Raw genomic sequence first — 18914 nt, 5'->3', positions numbered from 1 at the left:
GAGCCCTTTTTATGATTAGTCTACGTTAACGTATTCTTTTGAAAGTTCAAGAACTTCTTCCATTGTTGAACATTCAGTAAGCGCACGGTTAGCGTATTCTTCCATTTTAGCTGTGTCAAGTTTCTTCATCAAGCTACGTGTACGAAGAACAGATGTCGCTGACATTGAGAACTCATCCAAGCCCATTCCGACAAGAAGTGGAACAGCAGTTTGGTCACCGGCCATTTCACCACACATACCAGCCCATTTACCTTCAGCATGAGCCGCTTTGATAACATTGTTAATCAAACGAAGGATTGATGGGTTATATGGTTGGTAAAGGTATGAAACTTGTTCGTTCATACGGTCAGCAGCCATAGTGTATTGGATAAGGTCGTTTGTACCAATTGAGAAGAAATCAACTTCTTTAGCAAATTGGTCAGCAAGCATAGCTGCAGCAGGGATTTCAATCATGATACCTACTTCGATATCATCTGCAACGGCAACACCTTCAGCAACCAATTTAGCTTTTTCTTCTTCAAGAATACCTTTAGCAGTACGGAACTCAGTCAACAAAGCAACCATTGGGAACATGATACGCAATTTACCGTGAACAGATGCACGAAGCAACGCACGCAATTGTGTACGGAACATTTGGTTACCAGTTTCAGAGATAGAAATACGCAAAGCACGGTAACCCAAGAATGGGTTCATTTCTTTAGGAAGATCGAAGTAAGGGAGTTCTTTATCCCCACCGATATCCATTGTACGAACGACAACAGGTTTACCGTTCATACCTTCAAGAACTGCTTTGTAAGCTTCATATTGGTCATCTTCAGTTGGGAAGTCTTGAGAATCCATATACAAGAATTCTGTACGATAGAGACCAACAGCTTCTGCACCGTTATCATTTACACCTTCAACGTCTTTAGGTGTACCGATGTTAGCAGCCAATTCGAAATGTTTTCCATCAGCAGTAACTGTTTGAGCATCTTTAAGGAGAGCCCATTCAGCTTTTTGTTTAGCGTAAGCTTCACCAGCTGCTTTGAACTCAGCAATTTGCTCTTCAGTTGGGTTGATAACAACTTCACCAGTAATACCTGAAACAGCCAAAACATCACCATCTTTGACAAGTTCTGTGATGTTATTTGTTCCAAGAACAGCTGCGATTTCAAGTGTACGCGCCATGATAGCTGAGTGACTTGTACGTCCACCGATGTTAGTAACAAAGGCTTTTACGTACTTTTTGTTCAACTGAGCTGTATCAGATGGTGTCAAGTCATGAGCAACAACGATTGATTCTTCGTTGATTGTTGCTGGGTTAGGCAATTTCTTACCAAGCAAGTTAGCAAGCACACGTTTTGTAACGTCACGAATATCCGCTGCACGTTCTTGCATGTATGGGTTGTCTTCCATACCTTCAAAAATAGCGATAAACATGCCTGTTACTTCTGTCAAAGCAGCTTCAGCATTAACTTGTTTAGCACGGATAGTTTCTTTAATTTGACCAGTCATTTCTGGGTCAGCAAGAACCATCAAGTGAGCATCAAAAACGGCTGCCGCTTCTTCACCAAGGCTTTCAACTGCTTTTTCACGGATAACAGAAAGCTCGTCTTGTGACGCCGCTAGAGCAGCATCTAGACGAGCCTCTTCTGCACTTGTATCTTCAACTGTTACAGTTTCAAATGACAAGTCCGGTTGAACAAGCAGATATGCCTTAGCAACTGCAACACCATCAGATGCTGCGATTCCTTTAAGCATTTCTGTCATATTCTTATGCCAATCCTTCTTTTGTCATTGTTTCTGCGATTGCTGCGATTGCATCATCAGCATCAGCACCTTCTGCAGAGATAGTTACGTCAGCACCTTGACCAACACCAAGGCTCATAACACCCATGATTGATTTAAGGTTAACTGCTTTACCTTTGTAGTCAAGAGTGATATCTGAAGCAAATTTGCTAGCTGTTTGAACAAGCAAAGTAGCTGGACGTGCGTGGATACCTGTTTCTGCAACAATGTGGAAATCTTTAGAAGCCATAATGGATTCTCCTTCTTAGTTTGGAATATTTGAGTTATCAATGATAACCCTTACAATTTAGAATTATAACATAGCTAATTGAGATTATCAAGGTTAAAACGTACTTTCTACAAGTTTTTCGAAAGCTTGTCTCTCATTTTACTGCTCATTTTCATTTTTCAAAACATAAGCAAATACTAGTCTCTAGTTATTTACAACATTTTCAGAAAATTTCTTTCATGGTGTTTTCAATCGTTAATTTTCATTTTCGAGCAAAAACAATCACATAATTGAAAGAATTTGATTGCTAAATGCACTCGTTGAATAAGCTTGTTTCCCAAATGCTAAGTCAGCTGTAAAGATATCAGCTTTAAATGTCTTCTCAATAGCACTTGTAATCAGTAGAGCTGCCTCAGTCCAACCAATATAATCTAGAAGCATGCAGCCAGATAATAAAACTGAGCAAGGATTAGCCTTATCTTGATCTGCAATATCCGGAGCTGTTCCATGTGTTGCTTCAAAAATAGCATGGCCTGTTTGATAGTTAATGTTGGCTCCAGGGGAGATGCCGATACCACCAACTTGTGCAGCCAAGGCATCACTGGCATAATCACCATTCAAGTTGGTTAAGGCAACAACATCAAATTTTTCTGGATTAAAAAGAATCTGTTGGAGAAAGTTATCAGCGATTATATCATTAATCTCTAAACGACCAGCCAGCAATTCTTCTTTATAGTCTTCCTGAGCTACTTCATAACCCCATTTACGGAAGCCACCTTCTGTGAATTTTTGAATATTCCCTTTATGAACCAATGTCACTTTCTTTAGATTGTTCTTGAGAGCATAGTCGATAGCCGAGCGAATGAGACGTTTACTTCCTTCTATTGAAATTGGCTTGATTCCGATACTACTTGATTCTGGGAAGCGAATTTTATTAACATTCATTTCTGTCTGGAGAAACTCAATCACGCGCTTGACATCTGCCGTTCCTTCTTCCCATTCAATCCCCGCATAAATATCTTCGGTATTTTCACGGAAGATAGTAATATTTGTTTTTTCTGGTTCCTTAAGTGGGCTTGCTACTCCGTCAAAGTAACGAACAGGTCTAACACAAGCATAGAGATCAAGTTCTTGACGTAAAGCTACATTTAAAGAACGAATACCACCACCTACTGGCGTCTCAAGCGGTCCCTTAATAGCTACTAAACTTTCTCGAATAGCTTCCAAAGTTTCTTTCGGCAACCATTCACCTGTTTTGTCATAAGCCTTTTTACCGGCTAAAAGCTCTTGCCACTCAATATGACGCTTTCCTTCATAGGCTACTTCTACTGCTTTATCAAAGATTGCTTGGGCATTCTTCCAGATATCATGTCCAACACCATCCCCTTCAATAAAAGGGATAATTGGACGATTAGAAACTTGAAGCTGTCCATTTTTCATTACGATTTTTTCTGCCATATAGCTTTCCTCCCTAGCGTTTTTCTAAAGGAATATAGGTCATATTTTCTTGTCCGATGTACTGTGAGCGTGGACGAATCAATTTGTTATTTTTTTGCTGCTCTTGAATATGAGCAATCCAGCCGGCAACACGACTCATAGCAAAGATAAGTGTGAAGATATCACTGTCGATTCCTAGAGTATGGTATACGGTGGCTGAATAGAAGTCCACATTGGGAATCAATCCCTTCTTTTCTTTCATGAATTCTTCAATTTCTTGAGACATGTTAAAGAATTCTTCATTCTCAGTACCCTCTGTCAACTTTTTAGCCATATCTCTTAAGAAAATTTCACGAGGATCCTGTTTCTTGTATACACGGTGTCCAAATCCCATGATTTTCTCTTTAGAGTCTAGTTTTTCCTGCAAGTAAGCATTAACATCACCAGATTCACGGATTTCTTTAAGCATATCAAAGACGCGTTCATTAGCACCACCATGCAAGGGACCTTTTAGAGCACCAATAGCTGTTGTAACACAAGAATAGATATCTGTCAGGGTTGAAGCACAAACACGCGCTGCAAAAGTTGAGGCATTCAACTCATGATCAGCATGAAGAATTAAAGCCTTATTCATAGCTTCAATTTCAATTTCAGAAGGTTCAACACCATTCAGCATGTAGAGAAAATTAGCAGCAAAACCTAAATCTTCTCTTGGTTTGAGGGGCATTTTACCAGTACGTAAGCGTGCAAAAGTCGTAATAATTGTAGGCAATTTAGCCATCAGTTCAATACTTTGCTGATAAATTGCCTCCATGGATCTTTCCTCGGCGTCCACATTGTAAACCCCAAGAAGGGAGACTGTTGAACGTAAAACACTCATTGGGTGCAAATGTGGACGAGACTGGATAAGAATGCATTGTTCTACAGCATCAGAAATATCATAGTTCTTACGCAACTCAGCTTCAAAATACTTAAGTTCCATTTGCGTAGGAAGATGACCATTCCACAAGAGATAAATCACTTCCTCAAAAGACGCTTTATTTTCCATAAACTCGGAAATATCATATCCCGAATACGATAAATGGTCATCGATAATAGATGAAATCCTAGTATTACAGGCAATCATATCCTTAAGTCCATTAATTTCAACTGTTGTCATATTAGGCTCCCTTCAATTTTTTTCTTACAACCATTGGCAAGATACCACCATTTTTATAGTAGCGAATATCAGCATCTGCATCGAAGCGTACCAAGGCTTTAAAAGTTTTGGTTTGTTCAGGTGTTGAAGCTGTAACAGTGATAACATCATGGACACCTGGATTCTCTGAAAGGTCAAAGCTAAAGGTCTCCTGTCCTGTCAATCCAAGACTTTCAGCATTTTCTCCTTCCATAAATTGGACTGGTAAAATCCCCATCATAACGAGATTTGAACGGTGAATACGCTCAAAACTCTCAGCAAGCACTACTTTTACACCAAGAAGATTAGCACCTTTAGCCGCCCAGTCACGACTTGAGCCCATACCATAATCCTTACCGGCAATTACAAGCGTATCTTGATTAGCTTCCTTATATTTCATAGCAGCATCATATATAGGTAGAATATCACCATCATATTTAGTATATCCACCAATTTTTCCATCTGCTAGCTCATTCTTGATTCGAATATTAGCAAAGGTTCCTCGCATCATGACTTCGTGATTTCCACGACGGCTACCATAAGAATTGAATTCTTGATAATCAACACCATTCTCAGTCAAATAACGAGCTGCTGGACTATTTCTGGCAATATTACCCGCTGGAGAAATATGGTCTGTTGTTACCGTATCTCCGAATTTAGCCAAAACCTTCAAATCTTTCAATGGTTTAATGCTCAAATCATCTCCTAAAGCATCAAAGTAAGGTGGGTTTTGAATATAGGTAGAGTTTTGATTCCATTTATAATTTTGACTTTGTTCAGTAGGAATGGCATTCCACTTCTCACTATCAGAAAAGACACTGGCATATTCATCTTGGAAGAGTTGACGGGTGACGTATTTATCAACATAAGTCTCAATTTCTTCACGAGATGGCATAATCTCTTCTAAATAAACAGCTTGACCATTGTCATCAAAACCTAAAGGTTCAGTTGTCAAATCAATATTCGTGTTACCTGCCAAGGCATAAGCAACAACCAATGGTGGGCTAGCCAAGAAATTCGCTTTAACAAGTGGATTAATACGCCCTTCAAAATTACGATTTCCTGACAAAACAGCACTCGCTAATAAATCAGTGTCTACAATAGCCTTAGCCACCTCAGGTCGTAAGTCTCCTGAGTTCCCAATACAAGTTGTGCAACCGTAACCTACCAAGTTAAAGCCAAGCTTATCTAGATAGGTTTGCAAGCCTGAAGCTTTGAGATAACCAGTAACAACCTTAGAACCTGGTGCCAAAGATGTCTTCACTGTTGGAGATACTTTTAATCCTTTCTCAACCGCTTTTTTAGCTAAAAGACCGGCTGCCATAAGAACGTAAGGATTTGAAGTATTGGTACATGATGTGATAGCTGCAATGGCCACATGACCTGTTTGAATTGTTTCTGAATGATCCTCAAAGTCAACTTTTGCAGTTTTTGCTAACTCTTCCTTATCCAAACCAAAGCCACGGACACCTGCTTCTCGTACCACTGCATCCTGGAATTCTTGCTTAGCATCTGATAAGAGAATCAAATCTTGTGGACGTTTAGGACCTGAGATAGAAGGTTTAATAGATGACAAATCAATTTCAACAATCTTAGTATACTTGGCTTCTTTACTTGGATCATAGAAAAGATGATTGGCTTTCGTATAGGCTTCAGTGACTTGGATATGTTCCTCATCACGGTTAGTTAAACGCATGTAGTTAAGAGTCTCGTCATCAATAGGAAAATAACCACAAGTCGCACCATATTCTGGTGCCATATTAGCGACTGTGGCACGGTCAGCTAGAGATAAACTCTTCAAACCAGGTCCAAAGTACTCAACAAATTTACCAACCACATTTTCAGAACGAAGCACCTGAGTAATCTTGAGAGCCAAATCTGTTGCCGTTGCAATTTTAGGCAACTCTCCTGTCAGATGTACACCAATAACCTCTGGAATTGGGAAATAAGATGCTTCACCGAGCATAGCTGCTTCAGCTTCAATGCCGCCAACACCCCAACCAAGAACGCCAATACCATTAATCATAGTCGTGTGACTATCTGTACCAAACATAGAATCAGGATAGAGTAACCCATCTTTTTCAATAATAACATCGCTCAAAAATTCAATATTAACCTGGTGAATAATCCCTGTTGCTGGTGGAACCGCACGATAATTTTCAAAAGACTGTTCAGCCCACTTAAGAAATTCATAGCGCTCGTTATTACGTTTAAACTCTAGATTGATATTATCTTCAAGAGCAGTATCACATCCATATGAATCTACTTGGACAGAGTGGTCGATGACCAAATCTACTGGAATCTCGGGATTAATAAATTCGGCTTTACCACCATTAGCCACTATAGCATCACGCATTGAAGCTAAATCAACAACAACAGGAACTCCTGTAAAATCTTGTAAGATAACACGACTTGGTTTAAAAGGCACTTCGGAAACTGTCGGAAAATTCGGAAATTTCATCAGGTCAGAAACGTGAGATTTCTTAACATCGACGCCATCTTTTTTTCGGAGGAGACTTTCAAGTAGTATTCGAATGGTATAAGGTAGTTCTCCGACCTTAACATCATGAGATTTTGCTGCTTTTTCGAGATCATAGAAAGAGAATGTCTTACCATTTACAGTTAGATTTGAACAGTATTCTTGCATACTTGAACCTCCATTAGTTAAAAATTTTCTTTATTCTACACTGTTTTTTTGGAAAAAACAAATAGAATTGGCATTTTGATGTTATATTATATAACATCAGTGGTGAGATATTTCTTTTTTAGTCAATTCCATAAACAAATCCTATTTAATTTAGGAAACTTAAAAAAGCCTTTAAAACACAAGATATAGGGTTGTGTTTTAATACTAAACACAAAATCTTGTATTTCCTTAAGATATTTAGCTTGATTTTTCCCTATATTTTGGGTATTCTATTAGAGTCGAAAAAGTGGCTCTTGGCCACTTAAAATCTTTTTATAAAGGAGTATTTGCAATGGCAAAGATCACATTGTTTTCTAAAAACAACTGCATGCAGTGCAAAATGACTAAAAAATTCTTGGAAAAGGAAGGTGCTGATTTCGAAGAAATCAACATTGATGAACAGCCAGAAAAAATCGATTACGTTAAAAGCCTCGGTTTTACTGCTGCTCCAGTTATTGAAGCCGGCGATATCGTCTTTTCAGGTTTTCAACCGGCTAAACTTAAAGAAATCCTTTAATTATCAAGTTTTTATATAGAAAGGAACTTGTTTGCTTAGTTTAATGTTTTAACCTTAATCTACTATTAAACTGAGCCTGGTATCTGTATTATGTCTTTAAAAAATCTTGGCGATGTTTCATACTTCCGCCTCAACAACGAAATTAACCGTCCTGTTAACGGTCAAATTCCTTTGCATAAGGATAAAGAAGCACTTCGTGCCTTCTTCCTTGAAAACGTTAAGCCAAATTCAATGGCATTCAACAGCATCACAGATAAAATTAATTATTTGATTGAAAACGATTATATTGAGTCTGAATTCATCGGTAAATACGAGCCTGCTTTCATCGAAAAATTGTCTGCAGAAATTCATTCTCAAAAATTCCGCTTCCAATCTTTCATGGCAGCCTACAAGTTCTACCAACAATATGCCCTCAAAACAAACGATGGCGAGTCTTACCTCGAAAGTATTGAAGATCGTGTTCTATTCAACGCCCTTTACTTTGCTGATGGTGATGAAAACCTAGCTAGTGACCTAGCTAACGAAATGATTCACCAACGTTACCAACCTGCTACTCCTTCATTTCTAAATGCTGGGCGTAGCCGTCGTGGTGAGCTCGTGTCATGTTTCCTTATTCAAGTAACAGATGACATGAATTCTATCGGACGTTCTATCAACTCTGCCCTCCAGTTATCACGTATTGGTGGTGGGGTAGGTATTAGCTTGTCTAACCTTCGTGAAGCTGGTGCTCCTATCAAAGGATATGCTGGGGCAGCCTCTGGTGTCGTGCCTGTTATGAAGCTTTTCGAAGATAGCTTCTCTTACTCAAACCAACTTGGCCAACGTCAAGGTGCTGGTGTTGTTTATTTGGATGTTTTCCACCCAGACATCCTTGCCTTCCTTTCTACTAAGAAAGAGAATGCTGATGAGAAGGTGCGTGTTAAGACACTGTCACTTGGTGTTACAGTTCCAGATAAATTCTACGAGTTGGCACGTAATAATGAAGATATGTACCTCTTCAGTCCTTACTCAGTCGAAAAAGAGTACGGTAAACCATATAACTACATTGATATTACAGCTATGTACGATGAGTTGGTTGCCAATCCAAATATCACAAAAACCAAGATTAATGCCCGTGAGCTAGAAACTGAAATTTCTAAACTCCAACAAGAATCAGGTTATCCATATATCGTCAATGTTGATACAGCCAATCGACACAATCCAATCGATGGTAAGATTATCATGTCCAACCTCTGTTCTGAAATTCTTCAAGTTCAAACACCAAGTGAACTTAACGATGCACAAGAGTTTGTTAAACTCGGTACAGACATTTCATGTAACCTTGGATCAACTAATATCCTTAACATGATGACTTCACCTGACTTTGGTCGTTCGATTAGAGCAATGACACGTGCGCTTACCTTTGTTACAGATAGCTCAAGTATTGATGCTGTTCCATCTATCAAAAATGGTAACCAACAAGCTCATACCTTTGGTTTGGGAGCTATGGGACTTCACTCTTACCTCGCTAAACACCATATCGAGTATGGTAGCCCTGAATCTGTTGAATTCACTAATATCTACTTCATGCTTATGAACTACTGGACTTTAGTTGAATCTAACAACATTGCCCGTGAACGTCAAGAAACCTTTGTCGGTTTTGAAAAATCAAAATATGCTGATGGTTCTTACTTTGACAAATACGTTACAGGCCAATACGTTCCTAAATCTGACCGTATCAAAGAACTTTTCGATGGCCACTTCATCCCCCAAGCTAAAGATTGGGAAGAACTCCGTGAACTCGTTAAGAAAGATGGACTCTACCATCAAAACCGTTTGGCTGTTGCGCCAAATGGCTCAATCTCTTACATTAACGACTGTTCGGCTTCTATCCATCCAATTACACAACGTATTGAAGAACGTCAAGAAAAGAAAATCGGAAAAATCTACTATCCAGCCAACGGTCTTTCAACAGACACAATTCCTTTCTACACTTCAGCCTACGACATGGACATGCGTAAAGTTATCGATGTTTATGCCGCTGCAACTGAACACGTTGATCAAGGTTTGTCATTAACCCTATTTTTGCGTAGTGAGTTACCAAAAGAAATTTACGAATGGAAGACAGAAAATAAACAAACGACTCGAGATCTTTCTATCCTTCGTAACTACGCCTTTAACAAGGGAATTAAATCAATCTACTACATCCGTACTTATACAGATGACGGTGAAGAGGTTGGTTCTAACCAATGTGAAAGCTGTGTCATCTAAGATGGTGATTTAACGATAACAACCTCGCTACTCTTATTTACAAAATGCATTAAAAGGTCGGTTCGCCGACTTTTTTAATAGATCAACTCAAAAAACTATATCATGATTTTGAATTATGATAAAATAGTAACGACATCAATAAAGAAAGAGGTTTCTAATGGAAACTTACTACAAAGCCATTAACTGGAATGAAATCGAAGATGCGATTGATAAATCTACTTGGGAAAAATTGACCGAACAATTTTGGCTAGATACACGTATCCCACTTTCAAATGACCTTGATGACTGGCGTAAACTTTCAGCTGAAGAAAAGGATTTAGTTGGAAAAGTTTTCGGTGGTTTAACCTTGCTAGATACCATGCAATCTCAAACTGGTGTTGAAGCCATTCGTGCAGACGTCCGTACACCTCATGAAGAAGCTGTATTGAACAACATTCAGTTCATGGAATCTGTTCACGCCAAATCTTACTCTTCAATCTTCTCAACTTTGAATACTAAATCTGAAATTGAAGAAATTTTCGAGTGGACTAACAGTAACGAATACCTACAAACCAAGGCGAAAATCATTAACGATATCTATGAAAATGGAACACCTCTTCAGAAAAAGGTTGCTTCAACATATCTTGAAACATTCCTTTTCTATTCAGGGTTCTTTACTCCACTCTATTATCTTGGTAATAACAAGCTGGCTAACGTCGCTGAAATCATCAAGCTCATTATCCGTGACGAATCTGTTCACGGAACCTATATTGGCTATAAATTCCAACTAGGGTTCAACGAATTACCTGAAGAAGAGCAAGAAAGTTTCCGTGAATGGATGTATGATCTTCTCTACCAATTGTATGAAAATGAAGAGCTCTACACTAAATCTCTTTATGATGCTGTTGGATGGACTGAGGAAGTCATGACTTTCCTACGTTATAACGCCAACAAGGCTCTCATGAACCTAGGACAAGATCCACTCTTCCCAGATAGTGCGAACGATGTTAACCCAATCGTTATGAATGGTATTTCTACAGGAACATCTAACCACGACTTCTTCTCTCAAGTTGGTAATGGTTACCTTTTAGGGACTGTTGAAGCCATGCAAGACGATGATTATAACTACGGACTATAAGAAAAAACTAGCTGAGCTAGTTTTTTTATTGTGTTCAATACTATATTCGAAAAACAAACAGAAAAAGAGTTCAAATTGAACTCTTTTTATTTTATTTTGCTTTTACTTCAAAACCTTCTGCGACACCTTCAGCAAAGTTTTCTTCAACAATGCTAGCACAGTGATCACAGATAGTCGCATTGTAGCTACGTTCTTTGGTAGTTGGATCGATACGACGGCAACGATCACATACATCACCTTCAGCACGTTCTACTGTGAATGCTACACCTTCAAAGCTTACAGCAGACTCAGGAGCATTTCCTTCAGCAATAGTCAATGCTGAAACAATCAAAAGTTGAGCAAGGTTAGTGTTCAAACCTTCAAGAAGTTCTTTGACTTCAGCATTAGGATAGATGGTCAAATGAGCTTCAAGCGATTTACCGATAACTTTTTCATTACGTGCTTCTTCCAAAGCTTTTTGAGCTTGGCTACGGAAATCCATGAAGGCATTCCATTTTTCAAGAAGTGCATCTTGACCAGCGAAATCTTCTGCTTCTGGCAACTCAGACAATTGAACATAGTCTTCTGTTTCAAATTCAAGATATGACCAAATTTCTTCTGCAGTGTGAGGAAGGATTGGAGTCAATAGTTTTGTAATCTTGACAAGAATATCGTAGAAGACTGTTTGCATTTGACGACGTTCAAGTGATTCTGCACTTTCAATGTAAACCACATCTTTGGCAAAATCAAGATAGAAAGCAGACAACTCAACGTTAATAAAGTTAACCAAGGCTTTGTAGATAGTTAAGAATTCAAAGTTTGCATAGGCATCACGAATAGTCTTAACTAATTGGTTAAATCGAATAGTCATGTACTGATCTACAGAACGCAAGTCTTCAAAGGCTACTGCATCAGTTGTTGGATTGAAGTCAGATGTATTAGCAATCAAGAAACGAAGTGTGTTACGAATCTTACGATAAGATTCTGATACTTGGCTAAGGATATCCATTGAGATACGAACGTCATTAGTTGTATCAACACTTGTTACCCAAAGACGAAGAATTTCAGCACCAAATTGTTTCTCAACATCACTAGGCGCAATAGTATTACCAAGAGATTTAGACATCTTTTCACCCTTACCATCAAGCGCAAAACCTTGAGACAAGAGTTGTTTGTATGGTGCAACACCATTATTAGCAACAGATGTGATAAGTGATGAGTTAAACCATCCACGGTATTGGTCTGAACCTTCGAGATAGAGGTCAGCTGGATAAGTTAACTCAGGACGGTTAACAACGACACCATTCCATGATGAACCTGAGTCAAACCATACGTCCATAATGTCAGTTTCTTTAGTGAACTCTCCGTTTGGTGAACCTGGATGTGTAAAGCCTTCTGGAAGAAGATCTTTGGCATCACGTTCCCACCAGATAACTGAACCGTGCTCTTCGAAAAGTTTAGCCACATGTTCAATTGTTTCTTCGGTCATGATTGGTGTTTTATCTTCAGCATAGAAGATTGGGAGTGGCACACCCCAAGCACGCTGACGAGAGATTACCCAGTCACCACGGTCACGAATCATGTTGTAAAGACGAACTTTACCCCACTCAGAATGGAATTTAACTTTTTCAATCTCATCCAAAATCTCTTGACGGAATTTAGAAACAGAGGCAAACCATTGTGGCACAGCACGCCAGATGATTGGTTTCTTCGTACGCCAGTCAAATGGGTATGAGTGTGAGATTTCTTCTTTAGCAAGGAGCAAATCACCGAGTTTTTCCATAACGATTGGCGCCACTTTATCGTAGAACTGACCTTCAAAATCAGGACCAGCATTTTCCATCATGATACCACGCTCATTAACGGTTACGGCAACTTCAAGGCCATTAGCAATACCTACGTTATAGTCATCCTCACCAAAACCAGGAGCCGTATGGACGATACCTGTACCTGAATCAGTAGTAACGTGATCACCAAGGATAACAACCTCATCAACTTCTGTATCCCATGGGTGTTCAGTGACGATTTGATTCAATTCTTCACCACGGTATGACTGAAGTACTTCCACATCTGTCCAGCCGAACTTCTCAGAAAGACTATTAAGTAATTCAGAAGCAACGACAAATTTGCGGTCTTCTCCGGCAGGTTTAACGAGAACATATTCAATATCTGCACCAACAGTCAAACCACGTGAAGCTGTTACTGTAAATGGTGTTGTTGTCCAAACTACGATATATGTATCTGTATCTAGTACTCCTTTACCATCCTTAACCTTATTGGCATAGTAAAGTGAGGTTGAAACTAAATCATGGTACTCGATTTCGGCTTCAGCAAGTGCTGACTCTGATGACCATGACCAATAAACTGGTTTTGCACCTTGATAGATATAACCTTTTTTAGCCATCTCACCAAAGACACGGATTTGTGCAGCCTCATAGTCTGGTGTCAAAGTAACATATGGGTTATCCCAATCAGCCGAAACACCAAGACGTTTGAAATCTTCACGTTGTTTGTCAACTTGTGAAAGTGCATAATCACGACACATCTTAAGGTATTCAGCACGATCAAGTTCTTTACGTTTCACACCTTGTTTTGCCAACACCTGTTCAATTGGAAGACCATGCGTATCCCAACCAGGAACGTAAGGAGCATAGAAACCAGACATTGATTTTGAACGAACAATGATATCCTTAGAGATTTTATTCATCGCATGTCCAACGTGAATATTACCATTGGCATACGGAGGACCATCATGAAGAGTGAAGTGAGGTTTACCTTGGTTCAACTCTTGACGACGTTGATAAATCTTAGCATCTTCCCACTCTTTTTGCCAGATTGGTTCTTTGTTAGGAAGTCCAGCTCGCATTGGAAAAGCTGTCTTACCTAGATTTAAGGTTTCTTTGAGTTTCATTATATCTCCTCTTTAAATTAATTTACTAATAAAAAGAGCCTTCATCAAAAAGGACGAAAGCTCGTGGTACCACCTTAATTCAGAGCAAAAAACATTTGCTCCCTCATATGTCCGTAAGGAGGACCATCCTTCTAACTTACTTAGTTCAGTTAGAATGCTTGAAAATGATAACTATCCAAATAGGGAATGTGGGACTCACACCATCTCCCACTCGCTGTTAATATACTTGGTAAGTTGTATTTTTCTTATTCGCTAATATTCAATTTAAACGTTTGTGTTTCGTTAAGATTAATTTCACCTGTTGACTCAGGTTGCAAATCAAAATCTTCATCTACTGGTGCTGAAGTTGGGAAATCTGCCACTTCACTCTCGAAAGTATCTGGAATACCAAAATCAACTGGAGTTGAGACAACTTCGTTGGTTTCATCAACTTCTGGACTAGAGAAATCTTCAACTTGCTTATTACTTTCAGCAACGCGACGTTGAAGTTCAGCCATTTCATCAGGAGTGAATTGACGAGTTGCATCAAATGAAGCTGCATCATTTGAATCAGGTACATGCTCATCCAAAACTTTTTCAACAACTTCTTTAAAGGCAGCATCTGAATTTTGAAGATAAATAGCTGTTGGTTGCAACAATTCACCCCATTCTGGAGCACTTGCTAAGCTAAGTTGACCTTCAACTGCAGCCAATAGGCGTTGGTGGAAGACACGACTTTGACGCTTAAGTTCTTCTGTTTCGATGGCAACACGTTTGGCTTCATCTGTTGCATCACGAAGAATTTCAGATGCCTTAGATTTAGCTTCTTCAACCAAATGAGTAGCATTGAAGTTAGCCTTATTAATCAAGTTAGCTGATTCGTCAGCCGCTGAAGCTTTAACTTTTTCAGCTGTTTCTTGAGCCAAAATAACTGATTGACTCAATGATTCTTTCATTTCATCAAAATAAGCCAATTTTTCTTCAAGCTCTTTTACACGAGCAGCAAGTTCACGATTATCACGAACCAAATCTTCGTAATCATCTACAATAATATCAAGAAATTCATCAACTTCTTGCTCATTATATCCACGAAATTTAGTTGTAAACTGTTTATCTTTAATATCAAGTGCTGTAATAGCCATTACAGGCCTCCTTTATTTTTCATTACCATATCTGATGGTTTAAATTAAATAACTACTTTTTTCTCCGTCTTAACAGACTTTCAATAACGATTTTAGCTTTCCCGGACTTTGAAAATCCGTCTCGTTGAGCTAGTCGAAATCGACCATAACCTCTAACCGAAATCATATCACCAATCATAACCGTCTGATTAGCCTTCTCAATTTGTCTATAATTTAATTTAACTTTTCCAGAAGCAATAAGTTTTAAGGCGTTAGAACGGGATAGGTTTAGTACCGTCGCCAACACATTATCAAGACGCATACTGGAAAGTAAAACAAAAGATTGTGAATAATTTTCTTGATTTGAAATCCAATCGTCTTTACTTACTTCTTTTAGAGTAACCGAAACATTACCAATCTTAGTAATAGTCATTATCGCATAACTTGCTAAATGAGAAGCAATGGAAAATTGAACGCGTCCTTCTTCATCAAGAATAATATCTCCAAATACTTGACGGTCAAGACCAAGTTGATTAATCAGTGCTCCCAAAACTTTTGGGTGTGTCAATTTATTGAACTGTCTCGCATAAGAGATTTCTAGTCGTTTAATTTCAAAGTCATCGTCATCAAGCTCGTAATATTCGGGAGCAAGAATAACTCTTCCATACTCTTCAGATTCAAGAGTAGAACTCACAAAAAATTTTAAATTGTAGTAATGAGCTAACTCTTCAACAATCTGAATTTCACGAGGATTCAAGAAATCAGTTAAGTAAGGACTGTACCTATCATCAACTAATTGACAAAATCCCCTAACCTTCTCTAGAAAAGGACGTTCATCTAACGAGTAATGTTGTTCAATATTTTTTATATCTGACATCAGAGTAGAATAAATCTAAGAATTCTAAGTGAAAAGTTTAGTAGAAGTACAATTACCAATATTGAAAAATCAATACCAGCAAAAGTTAAATTCAGGCGACGAAATGGTGCGAGAATCGGTTGAACAATTTGTCTAATGATTCTTCCAAGGCTAGTATCATAAGCTCCTGGAAACCAGGACAACAAAGCATAGACTACAAGAAGAATCTCTATCACGTTAACAACACGTGCCCAAATAACATAAAGTAATACAGACATCGTTTAACGTCTCTTCATGTCGAAGTCAAAATTAGCTTCTTGGTTGCCGTGAGCCAACCCAATCTCTTCGATGTCAACAACGACATTAATTGGCGTAAGCAAATACATTGAAGAGCCAACTTTTTGCAAGTTGCCTGTAAGTACCTTGCTAGCACCATCGATAAAGTCAAGACAACGACGAGCTTGCGCTTCCAACATATATTGAAAATCGATTAAAACACATTCGTTTTCAATCAATAATTCTACAATTTCCTGAGCATCTTCATACTTTTTAGGATATTTAATTGCAATTGTTGTTTTAGTTGTATTCATCTGTTGTGGTCCCTGATTTGCTTGTGAACGACTCAGAGGTAAACTACGAAGGACTTGAGTTTCCTGTAAGTCTGAATGAACATGTTGGCGACGAGGAGGGACTGTTGCCTGAGAACGCTCAGGTTGACGTTGCTGACGAGGAGGTCGTGTCTGCACAGGTTTCTGTGCTTTCACTGGACGTTCTTTAGCCTCTTCTTTAGCAGCATCTTCATAATCTGTTACTTCGTCGGTATCAAAATATGAAACAATTTTATCAATTGCGTCTTTTAATGCCATAAGGTTATTCTCCGTTCTCTTTAAAGAATGCACTGCCTATTCTGACAAAGGTTGATCCATTCTGAATAGCCATGTCATAGTCTCGACTCATCCCCATGCTTAACTGATCACAAGGAACATTCTTTAGTTTTTTCTCTTGAATTGATTCTCTAAGTTCATTTGTCTCAGCAAAAATCTTATCAAGTTCTTGAGCATCTGCATCAATTGGAGCCATAGTCATGAGTCCAACTATACAAATCTTATCAAGATTTTCAATTTGTTTTAGAACAGTATCAAGTTCTTCAGGTGAAAAACCATGTTTTGACTCCTCACCTGAAACGTTAACTTGTAGGAAGCAATTAATAGTGTGGTCGGCACGCTTTTGAATTTCCTCTGCCAATTTAACAGAATCCAAAGCATGAAAATAATCAACTAAATTAATAACATCCTTTACTTTACGACGTTGCAGGGTACCAATAAGGTGCCAAGTCAAATCATAATTTTTTAAAGCTTGATACTTATCTAAGAATTTATCAACGCGATTTTCAGCAATGTGCTTGATTCCTGTTTTAACCAATTCTTCAGCGACATCACTTGAAACATATTTGGTTACAGCAATAATATTGACATCATCACTAGAGCGATTAGCCTTATCACAAGCTTTTTTTACCGCTTGATAAACATTATTTTTATTCTCTTCTATAGTCATTATTAACGATTTTTAAAGAATGGTGGTGTCTCCAATTCATCATCATCTTCAACATCACTTGAGAATGTAGACATAGTCAATTGACTATCTAGTTGACCAGTTTCAGGACGAGAAATATTATCACGTCTCAAATCCCAATTACCAAAAGCTGACTGCTCTTGTTGAGGAGCTGCCGCTGCAGGACGAACTCCTGCTTGAGGCATTGAAGGTGTTTCATTATAGTCAAAATTTGGTTGACGTTCAAATGAAGGTTGAGAAACTGGACGTTGCTCTTCTTGAACAACTTGTTGAGCAGGAGCTGATGGTTGTGAAGGAGCTGTAGTCACTTTACGTGGCTGAGCTTTCATACCAGATACTTTTTCAGCACGATCTTGACGAACTCCAGTTGCAACAACAGTTACACGGATTTCATCTTTCAATGTATCATCGATTGATGTACCAAGCCAAATGTTAACACCGCTACCAGCTGCTTGACCAACAATTTCAGATGCTTCTTCTGCTTCTGTAAGCGTCATATCAAGACCACCAGTTACGTTAACGATAACATCTTCTGCACCATCAATAGTAGTTTCAAGAAGTGGTGAATAGATTGCTTTGCGCGCAGCTTCAACAATACGTTCTTCACCTGAACCAATACCAATACCCATAAGTGCATTACCTTTATTTGCCATAACTGTTTTCACATCGGCAAAGTCGAGGTTGATCAAACCTGGGTTAGTGATAAGGTCCGTAATACCTTGGACCCCTTGACGAAGAACATTATCTGCTTCACTAAGAGCTTCAAGAAGTGGTGTTTTCTTATCAACGATTTCAAGAAGGTTATTGTTAGAGATAATAAGAAGGGTATCAACTTGCTCACGCAACTCTTGAATACCTTCGACAGCGAAGGCACCACGTTTGTTACCTTCGAATCCAAATGGACGTGTCACAACTGCAACTGTCAATGCACCCAAGCTTTTCGCAATACGTGCAATAACTGGTGCTGCCCCTGTACCAGAGCCACCACCCATACCAGCAGTGATAAAGACCATATCAGCTCCTGTAAGTGCTTCTGTAAGTGTTTCTTCACTTTCTTCAGCTGCCTTACGACCAACTTCAGGTTGACCTCCGGCACCAAGGCCACGAGTCAATTTAGGACCCAATTGGATTACTGTTTCTGCTTTAGAAGAGCTGAGTGCTTGAATATCAGTATTAGCTGCAATAAATTCAACACCAGCAAGACCTTCTTCAATCATTCGGTTGATGGCGTTTCCGCCACCTCCACCGACACCGATAACTTTAATTACCGCACCTTGAACTGATGCGCTATCAAATGAAAAACTCATTTTATTTCC

At 38.8% G+C, this 18914-nt stretch carries 15 protein-coding genes and 1 other annotated feature; of the genes, 3 read left to right on the top strand and 12 right to left on the bottom strand.

Features of this window, described 5'->3' with window-relative positions:
* Window positions 1-15 precede the first annotated feature (15 nt).
* The 5 genes from ptsP to acnA form a co-directional block, all read right to left on the bottom strand.
* Window positions 16-1749, bottom strand: coding sequence for a phosphoenolpyruvate--protein phosphotransferase (ptsP, locus tag HMPREF1519_RS06445; RefSeq protein ID WP_037611527.1), 1734 nt, complete (start codon window positions 1747-1749; stop codon window positions 16-18).
* 4 nt (window positions 1750-1753) lie between these two features.
* Window positions 1754-2017: a phosphocarrier protein HPr gene (locus HMPREF1519_RS06440; protein WP_002884015.1), complete on the bottom strand. Its 264-nt coding sequence runs from the start codon at window positions 2015-2017 to the stop codon at window positions 1754-1756.
* 261 nt (window positions 2018-2278) lie between these two features.
* Window positions 2279-3454 (bottom strand): NADP-dependent isocitrate dehydrogenase, encoded by a 1176-nt coding sequence (icd, locus tag HMPREF1519_RS06435; RefSeq protein WP_037611526.1) that lies wholly within the window; start codon window positions 3452-3454, stop codon window positions 2279-2281.
* A gap of 13 nt (window positions 3455-3467) precedes the next feature.
* Window positions 3468-4592 (bottom strand): citrate synthase, encoded by a 1125-nt coding sequence (locus tag HMPREF1519_RS06430; protein WP_022496835.1) that lies wholly within the window; start codon window positions 4590-4592, stop codon window positions 3468-3470.
* Window position 4593: 1 nt separating this feature from the next.
* The gene (gene acnA, locus HMPREF1519_RS06425) at window positions 4594-7257 is read right to left on the bottom strand and encodes an aconitate hydratase AcnA (RefSeq protein ID WP_037611524.1); all 2664 of its coding nucleotides are present in this window, start codon (window positions 7255-7257) and stop codon (window positions 4594-4596) included.
* 331 nt (window positions 7258-7588) lie between these two features.
* Between acnA and nrdH the strand changes: the two genes are divergently transcribed.
* The 3 genes from nrdH to nrdF all read left to right on the top strand — a co-directional run bounded on the left by nrdH (window position 7589) and on the right by nrdF (window position 11180).
* On the top strand, window positions 7589-7813 hold the full coding sequence (nrdH, locus tag HMPREF1519_RS06420) for a glutaredoxin-like protein NrdH (RefSeq protein ID WP_003096895.1): 225 nt from the start codon (window positions 7589-7591) through the stop codon (window positions 7811-7813).
* 90 nt (window positions 7814-7903) lie between these two features.
* Complete coding sequence (nrdE, locus tag HMPREF1519_RS06415) at window positions 7904-10063, top strand: class 1b ribonucleoside-diphosphate reductase subunit alpha (RefSeq protein WP_013990782.1); 2160 nt, start codon at window positions 7904-7906, stop codon at window positions 10061-10063.
* Between the two features lie 157 nt (window positions 10064-10220).
* On the top strand, window positions 10221-11180 hold the full coding sequence (gene nrdF / locus HMPREF1519_RS06410; protein ID WP_021144365.1) for a class 1b ribonucleoside-diphosphate reductase subunit beta: 960 nt from the start codon (window positions 10221-10223) through the stop codon (window positions 11178-11180).
* Window positions 11181-11271: 91 nt separating this feature from the next.
* On the opposite strand, the gene ileS is transcribed toward nrdF, so the two are convergent.
* From ileS to ftsZ, 7 genes are all read right to left on the bottom strand, one after another.
* Window positions 11272-14070 (bottom strand): isoleucine--tRNA ligase, encoded by a 2799-nt coding sequence (gene ileS, locus HMPREF1519_RS06405; RefSeq protein WP_037611522.1) that lies wholly within the window; start codon window positions 14068-14070, stop codon window positions 11272-11274.
* Between the two features lie 46 nt (window positions 14071-14116).
* Window positions 14117-14329: a binding site (T-box leader), on the bottom strand.
* Window positions 14316-15191: a DivIVA domain-containing protein gene (locus HMPREF1519_RS06400; protein ID WP_002884119.1), complete on the bottom strand. Its 876-nt coding sequence runs from the start codon at window positions 15189-15191 to the stop codon at window positions 14316-14318. It overlaps the preceding feature by 14 nt.
* A 52-nt stretch (window positions 15192-15243) precedes the next feature.
* Entirely contained in the window at window positions 15244-16047 is an 804-nt protein-coding gene (locus HMPREF1519_RS06395; protein ID WP_022496832.1) for a YlmH family RNA-binding protein, read from the bottom strand.
* Window positions 16047-16304: a YggT family protein gene (locus HMPREF1519_RS06390; RefSeq protein ID WP_022496831.1), complete on the bottom strand. Its 258-nt coding sequence runs from the start codon at window positions 16302-16304 to the stop codon at window positions 16047-16049. The genes HMPREF1519_RS06395 and HMPREF1519_RS06390 overlap by 1 nt, the downstream gene beginning before the upstream one ends.
* Before the next feature lie 3 nt (window positions 16305-16307).
* Entirely contained in the window at window positions 16308-16892 is a 585-nt protein-coding gene (locus HMPREF1519_RS06385) for a cell division protein SepF (protein WP_002884074.1), read from the bottom strand.
* 4 nt (window positions 16893-16896) lie between these two features.
* Window positions 16897-17580: a YggS family pyridoxal phosphate-dependent enzyme gene (locus HMPREF1519_RS06380; protein WP_022496830.1), complete on the bottom strand. Its 684-nt coding sequence runs from the start codon at window positions 17578-17580 to the stop codon at window positions 16897-16899.
* A gap of 2 nt (window positions 17581-17582) precedes the next feature.
* On the bottom strand, window positions 17583-18905 hold the full coding sequence (ftsZ, locus tag HMPREF1519_RS06375) for a cell division protein FtsZ (protein WP_002884133.1): 1323 nt from the start codon (window positions 18903-18905) through the stop codon (window positions 17583-17585).
* Window positions 18906-18914: the final 9 nt, after the last annotated feature.

Origin of the sequence: Streptococcus sp. SR4 (assembly GCF_000517725.1) — a bacterium.
Taxonomy (GTDB): Bacteria; Bacillota; Bacilli; order Lactobacillales; family Streptococcaceae; genus Streptococcus; species Streptococcus salivarius_F.
The sequence above is the reverse complement of the archived record's forward strand: the minus strand, read 5'-3'. Positions and strand labels throughout refer to the sequence as shown.